14 protein-coding genes are annotated in these 17,266 nt (G+C 60.1%); 7 read left to right on the forward strand and 7 right to left on the reverse strand.

Annotated features, from left to right (window positions below; translation table 11 throughout):
* The first annotated feature begins 80 nt into the window (after window positions 1-80).
* Window positions 81-704 carry a helix-turn-helix domain-containing protein gene (locus tag HTT03_RS02455; protein ID WP_174858294.1) on the forward strand — a complete coding sequence of 208 codons (624 nt, stop codon included), beginning with the start codon at window positions 81-83 and terminating at the stop codon, window positions 702-704.
* Here the strand turns inward: HTT03_RS02455 and HTT03_RS02460 are convergent.
* A complete protein-coding gene (locus HTT03_RS02460) occupies window positions 693-2,423 on the reverse strand; it encodes an extracellular solute-binding protein (RefSeq protein WP_174858959.1) in 1,731 nt (576 codons plus the stop codon). The two genes, HTT03_RS02455 and HTT03_RS02460, sit on opposite strands and share 12 nt — an antisense overlap.
* Window positions 2,424-2,808: 385 nt before the next feature.
* Between HTT03_RS02460 and HTT03_RS02465 the strand changes: the two genes are divergently transcribed.
* Together HTT03_RS02465 and HTT03_RS02470 are read left to right on the forward strand one after the other, a co-directional pair.
* Window positions 2,809-3,594, forward strand: a complete 786-nt coding sequence (locus HTT03_RS02465) for a 3-hydroxybutyrate dehydrogenase (protein ID WP_174858295.1) — start codon at window positions 2,809-2,811, stop codon at window positions 3,592-3,594.
* On the forward strand, window positions 3,595-4,629 hold the full coding sequence (locus HTT03_RS02470) for a patatin-like phospholipase family protein (RefSeq protein ID WP_174858296.1): 1,035 nt from the start codon (window positions 3,595-3,597) through the stop codon (window positions 4,627-4,629).
* Here the strand turns inward: HTT03_RS02470 and HTT03_RS02475 are convergent, their stop codons facing one another.
* The 4 genes from HTT03_RS02475 to HTT03_RS02490 form a co-directional block, all read right to left on the reverse strand.
* On the reverse strand, window positions 4,630-5,361 hold the full coding sequence (locus tag HTT03_RS02475) for a DUF502 domain-containing protein (protein WP_174858297.1): 732 nt from the start codon (window positions 5,359-5,361) through the stop codon (window positions 4,630-4,632). It abuts the gene before it with no gap.
* Window positions 5,362-5,444: 83 nt separating this feature from the next.
* Window positions 5,445-6,377 carry a pseudouridine-5'-phosphate glycosidase gene (locus HTT03_RS02480; protein WP_174858298.1) on the reverse strand — a complete coding sequence of 311 codons (933 nt, stop codon included), beginning with the start codon at window positions 6,375-6,377 and terminating at the stop codon, window positions 5,445-5,447.
* Window positions 6,374-7,258 (reverse strand): PfkB family carbohydrate kinase, encoded by an 885-nt coding sequence (locus HTT03_RS02485; RefSeq protein WP_174858299.1) that lies wholly within the window; start codon window positions 7,256-7,258, stop codon window positions 6,374-6,376. Before HTT03_RS02485 ends, HTT03_RS02480 begins: the two co-directional genes overlap by 4 nt.
* A 44-nt stretch (window positions 7,259-7,302) precedes the next feature.
* Window positions 7,303-8,127 (reverse strand): DUF4198 domain-containing protein, encoded by an 825-nt coding sequence (locus HTT03_RS02490; RefSeq protein WP_174858300.1) that lies wholly within the window; start codon window positions 8,125-8,127, stop codon window positions 7,303-7,305.
* Here HTT03_RS02490 and HTT03_RS02495 point away from each other — a divergent pair.
* The gene (locus HTT03_RS02495; protein ID WP_174858301.1) at window positions 8,126-9,268 is read left to right on the forward strand and encodes a HupE/UreJ family protein; all 1,143 of its coding nucleotides are present in this window, start codon (window positions 8,126-8,128) and stop codon (window positions 9,266-9,268) included. The genes HTT03_RS02490 and HTT03_RS02495 overlap by 2 nt on opposite strands.
* 39 nt (window positions 9,269-9,307) lie before the next feature.
* Here the strand turns inward: HTT03_RS02495 and HTT03_RS02500 are convergent, their stop codons facing one another.
* Window positions 9,308-9,931, reverse strand: coding sequence for a thiamine phosphate synthase (locus HTT03_RS02500; RefSeq protein ID WP_174858302.1), 624 nt, complete (start codon window positions 9,929-9,931; stop codon window positions 9,308-9,310).
* Window positions 9,932-10,053: 122 nt separating this feature from the next.
* On the opposite strand from HTT03_RS02500, the gene HTT03_RS02505 reads away from it, so the two are divergent.
* From HTT03_RS02505 to HTT03_RS02515, 3 genes are all read left to right on the forward strand, one after another.
* Window positions 10,054-10,818: an RNA methyltransferase gene (locus tag HTT03_RS02505; protein WP_174858303.1), complete on the forward strand. Its 765-nt coding sequence runs from the start codon at window positions 10,054-10,056 to the stop codon at window positions 10,816-10,818.
* A 253-nt stretch (window positions 10,819-11,071) separates the two neighbouring features.
* Window positions 11,072-12,217: a heme A synthase gene (ctaA, locus tag HTT03_RS02510; protein ID WP_174858304.1), complete on the forward strand. Its 1,146-nt coding sequence runs from the start codon at window positions 11,072-11,074 to the stop codon at window positions 12,215-12,217.
* Between the two features lie 3 nt (window positions 12,218-12,220).
* Complete coding sequence (locus HTT03_RS02515; RefSeq protein WP_174858305.1) at window positions 12,221-13,702, forward strand: carboxypeptidase M32; 1,482 nt, start codon at window positions 12,221-12,223, stop codon at window positions 13,700-13,702.
* Window positions 13,703-14,353: 651 nt separating this feature from the next.
* On the opposite strand, the gene gyrA is transcribed toward HTT03_RS02515, so the two are convergent.
* The gene (gyrA, locus tag HTT03_RS02520; protein WP_174858306.1) at window positions 14,354-17,107 is read right to left on the reverse strand and encodes a DNA gyrase subunit A; all 2,754 of its coding nucleotides are present in this window, start codon (window positions 17,105-17,107) and stop codon (window positions 14,354-14,356) included.
* Window positions 17,108-17,266 lie beyond the last annotated feature (159 nt).

Raw genomic sequence — 17,266 nt, forward strand, 5'->3', positions numbered from 1 at the left:
GCTTGGCATAGCGGGCTGCGGCGCCTATCGCAAGGCGGCGGGCCGTTGCAAGCGCCGGGGGGCGGGGGTATAGCAAGAAGATGACACAGACGCCACCGCCCTCGCTGATCCAGATCGCCCGCGCCAGCGGAGCGAGCGAGTCTGCGCCGCCGGTGGATCTTGGCGCACGGGTGCGTGAATTGCGCAAGGCCCGCAATTGGACGCTGGAGCAGGCCGCGCGGCAAGCCGGACTGGCACGATCTACGCTCAGCAAGATCGAAAACGGCTTGATGTCACCCACCTATGACGCGCTGAAAAAGCTTGCTGTCGGGTTGGAAATCACCGTGCCGCAGTTGTTTACCCCGCCTGCGGGGGAAAAGATCACAGGCCGCATGGCCGTGACCCGCGCCGACGAAGGCGCAGCCAAGGCCACCAGCACCTATGAGCATGTCCTACTGGGCGATGCCCTGCGCAAAAAGCAGATGCTGCCCTACCGCGCCCGCATCCGCGCACGCCGGATGGAGGAGTTTGACGGTTGGGTGCGCCATGACGGCGAAGAGTTCCTTTATGTGCTGACCGGAATGGTGCGGCTTTTTACCGAATTCTATGAGCCTGTCGATATGCGCCGGGGTGACAGCGCCTATTACGACGCGACGATGGGGCATAACGTCGTCTCGCTCAGCGATGAGGACGCGACGATCCTTTGGGTAACGTCACTGGTCTGAACCTTCCGCCGGTTCCCACCACCAGACTTCTGGCATGAAATTCGGCCCATCGCCGTAGAGTGGAATTGTGTCAGGATAGGCCATACGCGCGTCATGGGCGATCAGACCTTCGTCGAACTGCCAAAACGGGATGACATAGCGCCCTGCCGTAAGGATGCGGTCCAAGGCGCGGGTGGCGGCAACAAATTGCGACGTCTCGCGTGCCTGCAACATCCGGTCGATCATCGCATCCACGGCGGGAGACTTAACTCCCATCAGGTTGCGCGTGCCGGGCAGATCGGCGGCCTCGGACCCCCAATAAAACCGCTGTTCGGTGCCGGGGCTGAGCGACAGGGCGCGCCGGAAGAACGTCATATCGAAATCATACTCATTCTGCCGCGCGACGAACTGCGCGTCATCTACCGTTTCGATCTGCGCGGTGATCCCCAAACGCTTTAGAGATTGGCTGTAAAGCTCTGCAATCGCGAGGTTTTCCCGGCTTCCTTTGGACAGCAGAATGGTAAAGGCAAGCGGCGTGCCATCCGCCCGCCGCATGGTGCCGCCTTCGGCCTCATAGCCTGCCGCCTCAAGCTGCTGCATGGCGGCGCGGATGCCCGCCCGGTTGCGTGCCGAGCCATCGGCCACCGGCAGCGCGTAGCCGTCAATCGTGCCGGGGGGCAGCGTGTCGGCATATTCATTCAGCAGATCAAATACCTGACCGGTTGCGGGACCATCGCGCATCGCCAGATCGGAGTTTGAGAAGTAAGATGTGATCCGTGGCAAAGCCCCGCCCGTCAGCGTTTCGTTGATATATTCAAAGTTAAACGCCGAAATCATCGCATCCCGCACCCGCCAATCGTCAAAGGGCGCGCGGCGGGTGTTCATCACGAAACCGGTCATGCCAGACGGTTTGCTGTGCGGGAAGGTCGATTTAACGATCTCGCCCCGCGTGATTGCGGGAAAGTCGTATTGCGTGGCCCAAGTCTCGGCGTTGAACTCACGCACGGCGGAAATCTGGCCTGCCTTGAAGGCTTCAAACAGCACATTGGCGTCGCCGTAGAAATCAATCTTGATCTCATCGTAGTTATGCGTGCCTTGGCGGAACGGGACCTCGGCCCCCCAGTAGTCAGGATTGCGCGTGAGAGTGACGTAGCGGCCCGCCTGATAGTCGCTGATCACATAGGGGCCACTGCCCAAGGGAAGCTCGGCCAAGGGCGCGTTGGCGAAGTCTGCGTCTTCCCATTGCGCGCGGCTCAGGATCGGACGCATCCCGGCCAAAAGCGCCAACTCGCGGTTGTCGCTGTTGAACGTCATGCGCAGGCTACGTGGCCCGGTCTGCTCAATGCTCTCAATCTGTTTGCGCAGGCTGTGGTAGCGCGGGTGGCCTTCAGACCCCAGCAGATTGAAAGAGAAGATTACATCCTCGACGGTGACCGGGCTGCCATCGGAAAACTGCGCCTCTTCGCGCAGGGTGAATTCGACCCAAGACCGGTCATCCGGCACCTCAATCGATTCGGCCAAGAGCCCGTAAAGCGCGAAAGGTTCGTCCCATGAGCGGCCCATCAGGGTTTCATGGGTGAAATGCGGCAGCTGCCAAGGCGCGGTTCCTTTGCGCACAAAGGGGTTGAGACTGTCGAATCCCCCGGTATTGCCCAAAACGATCTCACCACCCTTGGGCGCATCGGGGTTCACATAGGGCAGAGCGGTAAAATCGGGCGGCAATTCCGGCGCGCCATACATAGCGATTCCATGTTGGGGCTCCGCAAAAGCTGCGCTGGAGGTCAGAATCAGTGAAGAAAGCGCCGCAACGCCATGTGCTTTCGAGAAAAAATCCCAACTCATTTTCGCAACAATCCCGTTCTGCCCTTATTTTCTTGATTTTATGCTTACCTGCGGATTCCCGCCTTATCAAACTTTTAGCTTGGATTGTGACAGTAGATTGCGTATACAGAGGTCACTGCTCGATAGGTTTCTTGCCTGTATGAAACCTGCCTCAATAACTTACGCCCGCTTCGTGCGGGCGTTTTTTTTGGCCTGTCCCCAAGGTTGGATACGCCAGTAGCCCTTTCCCTTTGTCTCCGCCGCGGTACATGATGCAATTGCAGCATGAACAAGGAGACGCGCCATGGCTTTCACCATCGATCTGTCCGGCAAGACCGCAGTTATCACAGGTTCAAACTCAGGAATCGGTCTGGGCATCGCCTGGGAACTGGCGCGTGCCGGGGCCGACATTGTGTTGAACTCGTTTACCGACGATGACGCCGACCACGCCTTGGCGCAGCAGATGGCGGAGGAATGCAACGTAACGGCCCGCTACATCAAGGCCGATATGTCCAAGGGCGAGGAATGTCGGCGCTTGATCGCCGAAGCGGGCAAATGCGACATTCTGGTGAACAACGCAGGTATTCAGCACGTCGCGCCGATCCCGGACTTCCCGGTGGAGAAATGGGACGCGATCATCGCGATCAATCTCTCCTCGGCCTTTCACACCACCGCCGAAGCGCTGCCGATGATGCGCAAGGCGGGCTGGGGCCGGGTGATCAACATCGCATCCGCCCATGGTCTGACGGCGTCGCCCTATAAGTCGGCCTATATCGCTGCAAAACATGGGATCGTGGGGCTGAGCAAGACCACCGCCCTCGAAACGGCGAAAGAGCTGATCACCTGCAATGCGATCTGCCCGGGCTATGTGCTGACGCCGATCGTCGAAAAGCAGATTCCCGACACGATGAAAGAATATGACATGAGCCGCGAAGAGGTGATCGACCAGGTCATGCTGACCCGGCAGCCCAGCCGTGAATTTGCCACCGTCGAGCAGATGGGCGGCACCGCGACCTTCCTGTGCTCAGATGCAGCGGCCCAGATCACCGGCACGACGATCAGCGTCGATGGCGGCTGGACCGCGTTGTAAATGGCCAAAAGTAAACGCATCAACCTCGCGCTTCAGGGCGGCGGCGCGCATGGCGCTTTCACCTGGGGCGTGTTGGACCGGCTCCTGCAGCAGGAAGATCTGGAAATCTGTGGCATATCAGGGACTTCGGCAGGGGCCTTAAACGGCGCCGCGCTAAAGTCTGGCATGATCGCCGGAGGGCGTGAGGGCGCGCGGGAGAACCTTGCGTGGCTTTGGGGACAGGTTTCCGGCATCTCTGATCTGAGGCTGTCGCATTGGCTCGCGCCCTTTGGGTTGGATAAGCTCAGTCAGGCGATGGAGTATTCCTTGCCCGTTGCGATTTCAGATTCGATGACGCGGGTGGTCTCGCCCTATGCTTACGGCCCGTTTTACCGCAACCCGCTGGAGGATGTGGTGAAACGCTTTGACTATGGCAAAGTGGGGGCGAATAAGCCGCCGTTCTTCTTTGTTTGCGCCACGCGGGTGCGCAATGGCAAGATCAGGGTGTTTGCGGGGGATGAGATCGGCCCAGATGCGCTCTTGGCCTCGGCCTGTCTGCCGACGCTGTTCAAAGCGGTGGAGATTGACGACGCCCAGACTGGCCAGCGCGAGGCGTTCTGGGACGGTGGCTATACCGGCAACCCCGCGCTCTTTCCGCTGTTCCGCGCGGACCTGCCGGAGGACATCGTCGTGGTGAACATTAACCCGCTGGAGCGGCCAGACCTGCCGAAGACGCCGCAGCAAATCCAGAACCGCATCAATGAGATCAGCTTTAACTCCAGCCTGTTACGCGAAATGCGCGCGATTGATTTTGTGCAGCGGCTGATTGCGGATGGCACATTGCCAGAGGGTCGGATGAAGCGGGTGCACATGCATATGATCGCCGATGATGATCTCATGGCGCAGCTCTCGGTGGCGACGAAACTCATGCCCAACCCCGCCGTGATCAAAGCACTGCGCGAGGCGGGAGAGGCGGCAGCGGAGCGGTTTTTGTCGGATCATTTTGACGACATTAACCAACGCAGCAGCGTCGACTTGCCCGAAATGTTCGGCTGATCACTCTGGCTCTGACAGGTCCAGCACGCCGGGCAGGTCGGCGCCGGGCTGCGGCGGATAGACAAGTCCGGCGGAAATCACCAGCTTCGCCGCATCTTCGACACTCATATCAAGTTCGATCACATCCTCCCGCGGGACGAAAAGCAGAAAGCCCGAAGTTGGGTTTGGCGTGGTCGGCAGAAAGATCGACATCATTTCGCCGTTCCCCCCGGTCCGGGCCAGCACCTCGCCCTTTGCTTCGGTCGAGATAAAGCCAAGCGCCCAGATGCCACGCCGGGGATATTCGATCAGGCAGGCGGTTTCAAAACTGCGTTCTGATTGGGCGAAAATCGTCTCGGAGATTTGCTTGATGCCCGAATAAATGGTGCGCACAACCGGGGTGCGCTCCACAAGGCTTTCGGCAAAGCGGATCATTGAGCGGCCAATCAGCCCCTTGGCCATCCAGCCCACCATGATCGTGAAGATCAAAAAGATCACCACGCCTAGGCCCCGCACATTGAACTGCATCGACGGGTCGAGACCGAGGAAGTCCTGAAGCAGGCGATCAGGATGGTAGGCTTTGGGGACCAGGGGCAGCACAAAGCCGTCGATCCAGCCCACGACAGTCCAGATCAACCAGATGGTCAGCCCAACAGGGGCGATCACCACCAGCCCGGTCAGGAAGGACGCGCGCAGCCGTGCGACGAGGCTGCGGCGGACCTGTGTCGGGTCGGGGTCGAAAGGTGTGTTCATCAGGTCGTTTCCGCAGCGTTATTCGCCCCATAGCTAAGGCGAATACCCCCCTCCGGCAATGGCGCGACCGTGTTTTTCACCAGTCAGCGCGGCAGTTTGGACAGATGCGTTGCAATTTGCGCCCCGAGCCGTGCGTTGTTGCGCACCAAGGCGATATTGGCGGTCAGAGAGCGGCCTTCGGTAAGCTCAAAAATGCGCTGCAAGAGGAAGGGGGTCACGCCCTTACCATACACACCCTGCGCATCGGCCTCGCTTTGTGCTTGCGCGATGATGGGGGCCAGTTCGTCTGCCGGGATTTCCTCATCAGTCGGGATCGGGTTGGCGACCAATTGCCCACCGGGCAGACCCATGGCCGCGCGGGTGCGTTGGGCTTTGGCGATCTGTGCGGGGTCGTCGAGACGCAGCGGCGATTGCAGGGGCGATCCTGCGCTCCAGAAGGCGGGAAAGCTGTCTTGGCCCACTGTGATGACCGGCACGCCTTGGGTTTCCAGCACTTCGAGCGTTTTAGGCACATCAAGGATCGCTTTGGCCCCGGCGGCAATCACTGTAACCGGGGTTTGCGCCAGTTCCATCAGGTCGGCGGAAATGTCAAAGCTCTCTTCCGCGCCTTTGTGGACGCCGCCGATGCCGCCGGTGGCGAAAACTTCGATGCCTGCAAGATGCGCAGCGATCATGGTGGCGGCCACGGTGGTCGCGCCTGTGCCGCCCGATGCGATGCACACGGCCATATCAGCGCGGGAAAGTTTCGCCACATCCTTGGCCTGTGCCAGTTCGCTGAGCGTATCGTCGTCCAGCCCGATGTGCAGCGCTCCGTCAATCACGGCGATGGTGGCCGGCACGGCACCGGCTTGGCGGATGTCATCTTCGACCTGCCGCGCCACCTCAAGGTTTTGCGGGTAGGGCATCCCATGGGTGATAATCGTGCTTTCCAATGCCACGATCGGCGCACCACTTTCGCGGGCTTTGGCAATTTCGGCGCTAAAGGTCAGGGGCAGGGCGGTTGATGCAGGTGTCATATCTTGGTCTCTCCGGAAACATAGAGGGCGGCGGCGTCGAGCGCGGTCTTGAGGGCCGTTTGCGCCACCGCGCCGCCGAGTTCAGCAGCCACATGGGCCGCCATGAAAGTGTCACCCGCGCCTGTGACACGCGCCACATGAACTTTGGGCGGGGTCAGGGTGGTAATTTCGTCCTTTTCACCGACAGTGGCAGGATTGCCGCCATCGGTCACCACGGCACGCAAGGCACCCCGCGCCAAAAGAGCGCGCGCGGCGGTGGAGGAATCGTCAAAACTCGTCTGACAGAGCAGCCCGGCTTCCTCAAGGTTCACGTAAAGCGTCCCACGCCCGGCCTTGAGAAAAGGCGTCAGTCGCAGCGCCTTGCCGGGTGAGGCGGGTGCGACCCGCAGATCAGCCTTCGCCAGAAGCGGGCTTTGCGCCATCCGGGCCAGCAGCTCGACGGTCAGGTTCCCATCGAGCGCCACGGCCCCTTCATAGGGCGCAGGCAGGCTGCCGTCTTCGAGCGGGCGCAGGATTTTGTCGCCTGCCGCTTCTAACGAATGGGCGTCGGCAATCGCTGCAATCAGACCGTTGGAGCCTTCAACGGCCATATAACGGTCGGTCGGCAGGTCATCCGAGCGGTAAACGTAATCAGTAATCAGCCCGCGCAATGTGCAGGCGGCGATCAACTCATCGCCTTCGGCATCGCGCCCCACGGCTGACAGCAGCGCCGGGGTCAGACCAAAACGCGCAAGCGCCATGCCGATGTTCAGCGCAACGCCCCCCGGCAGGCGGGTAATACGCCCCGGCATGTCGGAGCCTTGGCGCATCGCGTTTTCCGAACGGCCGATCACGTCCCAAAGGACGGAGCCGATGCAAAGAATGTCTACTGTAGTCTTCATCCCGCGCTTCTAGCCGCCAAGCCTTCCTGCACGCAAGCCGCCTATTACGGGACGCGAAAGGTTAATGCCGCCCAAAGGGTTTCCCACAGCGGTTTACTGGCGTCGACCTCCGGCCCGGTCCCCACGCCCTTTACAGGTCGTAAGACCACAGCGTCGAAAAGATACTCATGGCCGGGGGTAACCGGAATGCGCGCCTGACCTTGCGCGTCCGTACGGTGCAGCGAGATGCTCACGGTATCATCCGGCGCCCGGTCAAAAACTTCGATCTGCGCCTTCGGGCGCGGTTGATCTTGGTAGAGCAGGATCACTTCCATCTGTCCGGCAAAGTCAGCGCTATAGGGATTGGTCTGCACAACGAACTCCGTCTCCATGCCGGTGGGCATGTCATGCCCCTCACCACGGCCCACCGCGATGAGGGTTTTCACATGTCGGGTGTAGCTTTCCTTGAACCGATCCTGCGGCCATTGATTGGCAATGTGATCCGACTCGGCCTGCGGAAAATCCTTATGTTTGGCGAAGGAGAGGAATTTCTCCCATTCTTTGTACGTCACCGTTGACGGCTTGGCCTCCATAATGGCGACGAGCAGAGCATCCTCGGCGGGCGGGTCAATCTGCAAGGCTGGTGTATCGCCGGCGCGGGCATCGACAGGCTGAGCGACGCCGTCCACAAAAACCTCAAACCGCGCAACCCGGTTGGGCAGATAGGAATAGGCCGATCCCACAAATTCCTCGCCATTGCGGAAGTCAGCTTGAATTTTTTCGCCGTTTTCAACTTGATAGTTCAGCGGAGACAGCCAGTATTCATGCCCAAGCACCGGACCAAGCGGCAGGGCGCAGAGCAAAACGAAACTGAGGCGGGACAAAGACATGCGGGCAACTTTCCTATTGGTCAGCGCAAAGCTGGCGCATCTTTTGGCTGTGTCAATGGTTCTGCTGCTTTCGACCACCGGACTGCGTGCGCATGAGGTGCAACCAACGATCGCTGATCTGACGGTTGCAGAGGGGCAGGTCGTCTTGGAATTGCGCGTAAACCTAGAAGCCCTGCTGGCCGGGATCGACCTTGATACGGTTGAGGACACCGACAATGCCGAAAACGCCAGTGACTACGATGACCTGCGCAGCCTGCCGCCTGAGCGGATCGCCGATAGGGCGCCGGAACTTTTGGCGGGCTGGAACGCCTTGCCCTTGCTTAGCATCAACGGGGCGCCAGTCGCTTTGAACAGCGCTGCCGTCAAGGTGCCAGAAGATATTGATCCCGAATTGCCCCGCGCCAGCGTTTGGCGCCTGATCGCCCCATTGCCGGGGCAGGCCACAGAGGTGCAAGTCGCATGGCCCGAAGGCGCGGGCGCATTGGTGCTGCGTCAACAGGGGGTGGAGGACCCCTATACCGGGTATCTAGCGGGCGGCGGGGTCAGCCCCGAAATTGAAATCGCGGGCGGCGATGCGCAAAACACACTACAAGCCTTTGTCAGCTATGTTCCCGTGGGGTTTGACCATATTTTACCCAAGGGGCTGGACCACATCCTTTTTGTGTTAGGGCTGTTTTTCTTGTCGACCCATTTGCGGCCCTTGGTCTGGCAGGTTTCGGCCTTCACACTCGCGCATACGGTGACGCTGGCGCTTGGGGCGATGGGTTGGGTCAATGTGCCGGGCGCGATTGTGGAGCCGCTGATCGCCGCGTCGATCGTTTATGTGGCGGTGGAGAACGTGTTCCATTCAGGGCTTAACCGCTGGCGACCCTTGGTGATTTTTGGCTTTGGCCTGCTGCACGGCTTGGGCTTTGCCTCGGTGCTGGGCGATTTCGGTCTGCCTGCGGGTCAGTTCGTGCCGGCGCTGATCGGGTTTAACATTGGGGTGGAGCTCGGCCAGCTGACCGTGATCGCCATTGCTTTCGTCTTGGTCGACTGGGCGATGAAGCGCGACTGGTATCGCAGTTGGATCGCCGTGCCCGCGTCCTGCGTGATCGCGGCGGTGGGCGCTTATTGGTTTGTCGAACGGGTGTTTTTGTAACGAGTGCGGCAGCCCGTGTTCGGGCTGCCTCTCTGCCGTTTAACCCTGCATCGCGGCGATCAGGCTGGTTAGTTCGGCGACGGGGTCGTCTTTGTCCCAAATCTCTGTGCCAATGCCGAAAAAGTCGGTCGAGGGGGCCAGTTTGCGGATCATATCGATGTCGAGTGCGCCTTCGGCAACCACCGGCACTTCGATCACTTCCGACCACCACTGAAACAGATCGGCTTCGGCAAAGCTGCCGTCGCCCAAGGTGCTGGCCTGAACTGGGCCGAAGCTAATGTAGTCCGCACCGGCTTCGCCTGCGGCCATGCCTTCGTGCCGCGAGGTGCCGCAGAAACTGCCAACGATGGCATCTTCGCCTAACTCTTTGCGGGCATGGCGGACCGTGCGGGCGGCATCGCTGAGGTGAACGCCATCAAGGCCGAGTTTCTCCACCATCAACAGATGATCCGAGATCACCAGCGCCACATCGCGTGCATGGGTCACTTCGCGCAGCGCGTCGCCCGCGCGGGAGAGGCGGTCTTCGTCGCGCGTGGACAGCGCCAAACGCACGCAGGCCACCGGATGTGCGTCCAACACGGCGGCCAGTTGCGCCGGGAAGCGGCTGAGTTCGACTTCGGGCGGGGTGATAAGGTAAATCTGCGGCTGTTCTGGCGCGTCCATGGTCATTGTCCTTGCTCGGGTCTGGAGGTCTGACTAGCGCAAGGCGTTGCAAAAGAAAACGCATATGCTTGTGCAGTGCGGGGTTTCTTGCGGTGCTGGGGCGCAGCAGCTATGAGGCGCGCATGACAGAGACATCATCCACCGCCATCTTGCCCGCGCCGATTCCGGCCATAGTTCTGGTCCGCCCGCAAATGGGCGAGAACATCGGCGCTGCGGCGCGGGCGATGTGGAATTTCGGGTTGGATCACATGCGGGTCGTCGCCCCTCGCGATGGCTGGCCGAGCCAGTCTGCGGTGGCGATGGCGTCGGGTGCGGGGCGGCTGTTGGACGAGGCGCAGCACTGCGCCGATCTGCCAAACGCGCTTGCCGATTGCGACTTCACTTTCGCCACCACAGCACGGGGCCGGGATTTGACTAAGCCGGTCTACAGCCCTGAGGCTGCGATGAAGCTAGCGGCCGAAAAGATCGCGGCGGGGCAACGGGTTGCCGTGCTTTTTGGGCCGGAGCGGGCAGGGCTGGAGAACGAGGACATCGCACAGGTCAATGCGATTGTGTCGGTCCCCGTCAACCCGCGCTTTGCCTCGCTGAACCTCGCGCAATGCGTATTGCTGATGTCCTATGAGTGGATGCGCGCGCAGGGTGAGGTGACCCATGAGGTGACCGAGATGGCAGGCACGGCTTGGGCCAAAGGGGCCGAGGTCGACCATCTGGCACGGCATTATGAAGAGCGGTTGGAGGAGGCAGGGTTCTTCTTTCCCGCGCATAAGACCGCGTCGATGAAGCTGAACCTGCGCAATATGTGGTCGCGCATGCCGCTCACGCGGGCAGATGTGCAGATGTTGCATGGCATCCTGCGGCAAATGGTCCGCTGGAAGGAGAAGGGCTGAGGGGAGCCCCGGCCCGGAATCAAGCCGTAGGCGCCGGGCCATCGCCTGCCCGCCCCACGGGGAGGCGATTTTGCGAATGGTCGCAACGCCTTACAGAGCTTGCACCACGGCTGAGCCATAAAGTGGCATGACAGGAGCTTCAGATCGCCACCCCTCGGGCAGGCGATGGCCCTCAGCAACTCAGGCGTTCGCCTGCTAGACCTTTCCCCCCCCATGTCATACCACGCTCTCCAAACGGAAAAAGAGGCGCGCCATGGCGGAGAAACGCAAACTTTTCGAAGAGGTCGGGACCGACCAGCCAACCCGAGCCCCGGTTCAGACCGGCGGGATCGACAAAGGCCGGGGCGGCGCGCGTGGCGCGATCCGTATCTGGCTGATGATCCTCTTTGCACTGGTCTTTATCATGATTGCCGTGGGCGGGCTCACGCGGCTCACCGACAGTGGGCTCAGCATCACCGAATGGCGCCCTGTCACCGGGGCCATTCCACCGTTGAGCGACGCAGATTGGCAGTCGGAATTCGATAAATACAAACAGATCGACGAGTTTCAGGTCCAGAACAAATGGATGGAACTGTCTGATTTCAAACGCATTTACTGGTGGGAATGGGGCCATCGTCAGCTTGGCCGCGTGATTGGTCTGGTCTGGGCCTTGGGCTTTCTCTATTTCCTGATCCGGCGGCAAATCCCTGTGGGTTGGACCAAACGCCTGCTCTTTGTCGGCGCGCTTGGCGGGGCGCAGGGGGCAATTGGTTGGTGGATGGTCGCCTCTGGCGTGACCAGCGGGGAAGGGGTTGTCGATGTGGCCTCCTACCGTCTGGCCACGCATTTGGGGCTCGCCTTTGTCATCCTTGGGGTCATCACATGGGACGTGCTTTTGCTGGGCCGCAGTGAAAGGGATCTTATTCAAGCCCGCCGTGCCAAGGAGGCGAAGCAATTTGGCATGGCGACAGGGCTGCTGCATTTCGCTGCGCTGCAAATCCTGCTCGGTGCGCTGGTGGCGGGCATTGACGCGGGCCGTTACTTTATCGACTGGCCCTTGATGCAAGGGCAGTTCTTCCCGCCCGACGCTTTTGACATCCACCCCGTCTGGCGCAACTTCTTTGAGAATCCGGGGCTGGTCCAGTTCATGCACCGGATGGCAGGCTATCTGCTCTTTGCCTTCGGCATTGTCGTCTGGCTGCGCGGACGCCGTTCGGCCCATGCGCGTACGCGTTTTGCCTTTAACGCTGTGATGGCCGCGCTGGCCCTGCAAGTCGTGCTGGGCATCACGACTGTGCTTTATGCCGCGCCGGTGCATCTCGCACTTGCGCATCAGGCGCTGGCGCTGGTGCTTTGGGTGTTGATCCTGCGGGCGCGCTTCCTTGCGGCCTATCCCATCGCCACATCGTTGAGAGGCTAAGACATGAGTGCATATGACGAATTGATGGCCTACCAGCGGGAGACCGAAGCGCTGGCACAGGTGGCAGGTCGCTTGGGCTGGGATCAGGAAACGGTCATGCCGCGCAGTGCCGCGCCGCAACGGGGCGAGGAAATGGCTGCGATGGAGGGTGTTTTACACGCCCGCAGGATCGATCCGCGCATTGGCGAATGGTTGTCTCAGATAAATCAGACGGATCTTTCCGAGGTGGGTCAGGCCAATCTGCGCCATATCAAACGAGACTATGACCGCGCAGCCCGCGTGCCCGCCGATCTCGCCGCGCGGATTGCCCGCACCACCTCCGCCGCGCAGGGCACATGGGCCGAGGCCCGCGCCGCCGATGATTTCGCCGCCTTCGCTCCAACATTGGAGGAGGTCATCGCCCTTAAACGAGAAGAGGGGGCGGCGTTGGCCGAAGGGCGCGACATCGGCATCTATGACGCGATGTTAGAGGACTATGAGCCCGGCACTACAGCCGCGGACCTAGAAGCGATGTTCGGCGCATTGCGCCCCAAATTGACCGAGCTGCGCGCCGCGGTGCGCGAGGCCGAAGCACCGCCGATCTTGGAAGGGGTTTTTGATGAAACTGTCCAGATGGCCTTGGCGGAAAAACTTGCCCGCCATTTCGGCTATGACCTTTCAACCGGGCGGATCGACAAAGCGGTGCACCCTTTCTCCTCCGGTTCTGGTCTGGATGTCAGAATCACCACGCGCACCAATGCACTTGATCCGTTCAATTGCTTCTATTCCACCGTGCATGAGGTCGGCCATGCGGCCTATGAACAGGGGATCGACAGCGCTTATCTGCTGACCCCGCTTGGCCGCGGCGTCTCTATGGGGGTGCATGAAAGCCAAAGCCGGATTTATGAAAACCAGATCGGCCGCAGCCGCGCTTTCACAGGCTGGCTGTTTGGCGAGATGAAAGACGCCTTTGGCGATTTCGGTGTCGCGGATGCCGAGACTTTCTACCGGATCGTTAACCGCGTCTCAGACGGTTTCATCCGGACCGAGGCCGATGAGCTGCAATATAACCTCCATGTCCTGCTGCGGTTTGATTTAGAACGCGCCTTGATTTCCGGCGATCTTGAAGTCGCGGATTTGGAAGCTGCCTGGAACGACCGCTTTGAAGCGGATTTCGGCTATAAGGTTGACCGACCCTCGCATGGCGTGCTGCAAGACGTTCACTGGTCGGTCGGACTGCTGGGTTATTTTCCGACCTACACCTTGGGCAATGTCTATGCGGGCTGCCTGCACGAAGCGATGCGCGAGTCGCTGCCTGATTTGGACTCTGACCTTGCGCGTGGGGACACTTCGGCTGCAACCACTTGGCTGCGAACGCATGTGCAGACACATGGTGGGCTTTATGCACCGCGTGAGGTTATCGCCAGAGCCGCAGGCAAGCCGCCAAGCGAAGCGCCGCTACTTGCCTATCTTGAGGAAAAGTTTACACAAATCTATAACCTATGAATGGGGAAGGGGCGGAACTCTGCTCAAACTGATGCGTTTGCAATTTGAACCTTATCGCATAGGCTAAATTAACTACGTGTTAATAATTCGACTTTGCGCTGGTTACTGATATGTGCAATGATGCGGTCAACACGAAATTTGTATTTACCATAGGAGTACCTTCGAAATGAAAATGTTTGCGACAGTAACAGCGGCGGCGATTGCACTTGCGGGTGCTTCTTTTGCCCAAACAACGACGCAGGAAGCCGTTCTCGGCGCGTCGGGCGATCCCGTATATGAGCTGCAGGTTCAGGGTGCCGATGGCGTCGTCTACAACTGTAAGCCTCAGCCGGTTACTGTCGACGGTCAGACGGCCCGCGTCTGTGTTCGCGCTGATGGCGCTGGCCTTTTCGCTGCCGGTGCTGGCATTGGTGGCGGCGCAGCAGCAGCTGGTGCTCTGGTTGTTCTGGTAGCTTTGGCAGCGAACTCGTCGTCCTCCACAACGACAACGTCCACGACTTTGCCAGGCAGCAACTAAGGTTTTTTAAAAACCACGGTTTGAAATTTAAAACCCCCGCATCGTCGATGCGGGGGTCTTTTTATATTTGGTGTAGCTGAACAGTAAGTGCCCCAAGCTGCCCCAATCTTGGGGCGGCTTGGAGCCTTGTACGATTACTCGGCGTTGTCGCCTGCGGCATCCACCTCAGCGTTGTCTTCGTCGCCTTGATCTGCGATCCAAGCCACGCTGACGACTTCTTCGTTCTTGCCGGTGCTAAATACTTTCACGCCACCTGCGCTGCGCGAGCGAAAAGAGATGCCTTCGACCGGCACCCGGATCGATTGACCTTTGGAGGTCGCAAGCATCACCTGATCGGACATCTCAACCGGGAAACAGGCAACGATCGGACCATGTGCCATGGCTTTGGACCAGGCTGTCACGCCCATGCCGCCGCGCCCGCGCACCGGGTAGTCATGCGCCGACGAGACTTTGCCCGCGCCCTTGGCGGTGATTGTCAGGATCAAGTCTTCCGCGGCTGACATTTCCGCATAGCGTTCGGTGCTCAACTGTCCGGCCTGAACCTGCTCTTCCTCGTCGTCAGTGCTGTCATCCTCCGTCAGCCCAGCCATCAGGCGGCGCTGTTTGAGATAGGCGACACGTTCTTCCGATGTTGCCTCGAAATGGCGGATCACGGACATGGACACGACGGTGTCGCCTGCACCAAGACGGATGCCGCGCACGCCGACCGAGTTGCGCGAGTTAAAGATACGCACATCGGTTGCCGGGAAACGGATCGCGCGGCCCGCGTCAGTCACCAACATCACGTCATCGTCGTTCGAGGCGATGCGTGCGTTGATCAGCGTGGTGCCTTCATGCTCGCCCTCGAACTTCATGGCGATCTTGCCGTTCGACTTTACATTGGTGAAATCCGACAGCTTGTTGCGCCGCACCGTGCCGGCGGAAGTGGCAAAGACCACCTGTAGGTCGTCCCAGTCTTTCTCATCCCGGTCAACAGGCATGATCGCTGCGATAGAAACGCCGGTGGGGATGGGCAGAATGTTGACGATTGCCTTCCCCTTGGCCGTCCGCGCCCCTTGGGGCAGGCGCCAGGTCTTGAGCTTGTAGACCATGCCGTCGGTGGTGAAGAACAACAGCTGCGTATGGGTATTGGCGACGAAGAGGTTGGTGACGACATCCTCTTCCTTGGTCTGCATCCCCGAAACACCCTTACCGCCGCGACGCTGCGCACGGAAATCGGCCAATGGGGTGCGTTTGATATAGCCGCCGGAAGTGATGGTCACGACCATATCCTCGCGGGCGATCAGGTCTTCGTCGTCCATGTCACCGGACCAGTCGACAATCTCTGTGCGGCGCGGCACGGCAAACTGCTCGCGCACTTCGCGCAGCTCGTCCGAGATGATGCCGAGAATGCGCTCGCGGCTGCCCAGAATCTCAAGGTATTCCTTGATCTTGCTCGCCAGTTCTTCCAGCTCGTCGGTGACTTCCTTAACGCCGATCTGTGTCAGGCGCTGCAAACGCAGTTCCAGAATGGCGCGTGCTTGCGCCTCAGAGAGGTTATAGGTGCCGTCGTCATTCGCGGTATGGGTCGGATCGTCAATAAGCGCGATGTAGGGCAGGATGTCTTCCGCAGGCCAGCGGCGCGTCATCAGCTTCTCGCGCGCCTCGGCGGCGTCGGCGGAGGAACGAATGGTGGCAACGACCTCGTCGATGTTAGTAACAGCCACGGCCAGACCGCAAAGGATATGGCTCCGCTCCCGCGCCTTGCGCAGCAGATAGGCGGTGCGGCGGGCGACGACATCCTCGCGGAAGTCGATGAAATAGCTGAGGAGTTTCCGTAGCGTAAGCTGCTCGGGCCGGCCCCCGTTCAGCGCCAGCATGTTGCAGCCGAAATAGGTCTGCATGGGCGTGAAACGGTAAAGCTGGTTCATCACCACTTCCGCGGTGGCGTCACGCTTCAGCTCGACCACGACGCGTACGCCGTTGCGGTCGGATTCGTCCTGAACGTGGGCGATGCCCTCGATCTTCTTGTCGCGGACCTGTTCAGCGATCTTTTCGATCATCGTGGCCTTGTTGACCTGATAGGGGATCTCATCGATCACGATGGCCCAGCGGTCCCTGCGGATTTCCTCGACACGTGTCTTGGCGCGGATCACGACGCTGCCGCGGCCTTCAAGATAGGCTTTGCGCGCGCCCGAACGGCCCAGCATGATGCCGCCTGTGGGGAAGTCGGGGCCGGGGACGTAGTCAATCAACTGCTCAGAGGTCAGATCTGGGTCTTCGATCAGGGCCAATGTGGCGTCGATCACTTCGCCAAGGTTATGCGGGGGGATGTTGGTCGCCATGCCGACGGCAATACCACCTGCGCCATTGACGAGCATGTTCGGGAAACGCGCCGGCAGAACCGTGGGCTCTTTCTGCTTGCCGTCGTAGTTGTCTTGGAAATCGACGGTTTCCTTGTCGATGTCCGCCAGCAGATAGGCCGCAGGCTTGTCCATACGCACTTCGGTATAGCGCATCGCCGCCGGGTTATCACCGTCCATCGAGCCAAAGTTACCCTGACCGTCGAGCAAGGGCAGGGACATGGAGAAGTCCTGCGCCATACGTACCAGCGCGTCATAGATCGCAGAGTCGCCATGGGGGTGGTATTGACCCATCACATCGCCCACCGGGCGGGCCGACTTGCGGTAAGATTTGTCGTGGGTGTTGCCGGTCTCATGCATCGCGTAGAGGATGCGGCGGTGCACCGGTTTCAGCCCGTCGCGCAGATCGGGGATTGCGCGGCTGACGATCACGCTCATCGCGTAGTCCAGATAGGACGTGCGCATCTCGTGCTCGATTGTCACCGACGGCCCGTGGAAGATGGGCTTTTCGTCTGCGTTTTCAGGGGTTTCCGGCGTATCGTTCACGTATCTTGCCCACCATTTTTATGGTTCTATATCTTGGGGTTACCTATAGCAGATGGGGCATATCAGGTGCAATGGCTGTGGCCAAAACGCACTGGCAGCACTCCAAGCGAAGTGCCAACATACTGTTTTTATTGAAAAGTAATTCTGATCGCGCATGCT

It is taken from the genome of Sulfitobacter maritimus, assembly GCF_013346665.1.
Taxonomy (GTDB): Bacteria; Pseudomonadota; Alphaproteobacteria; order Rhodobacterales; family Rhodobacteraceae; genus Sulfitobacter; species Sulfitobacter maritimus.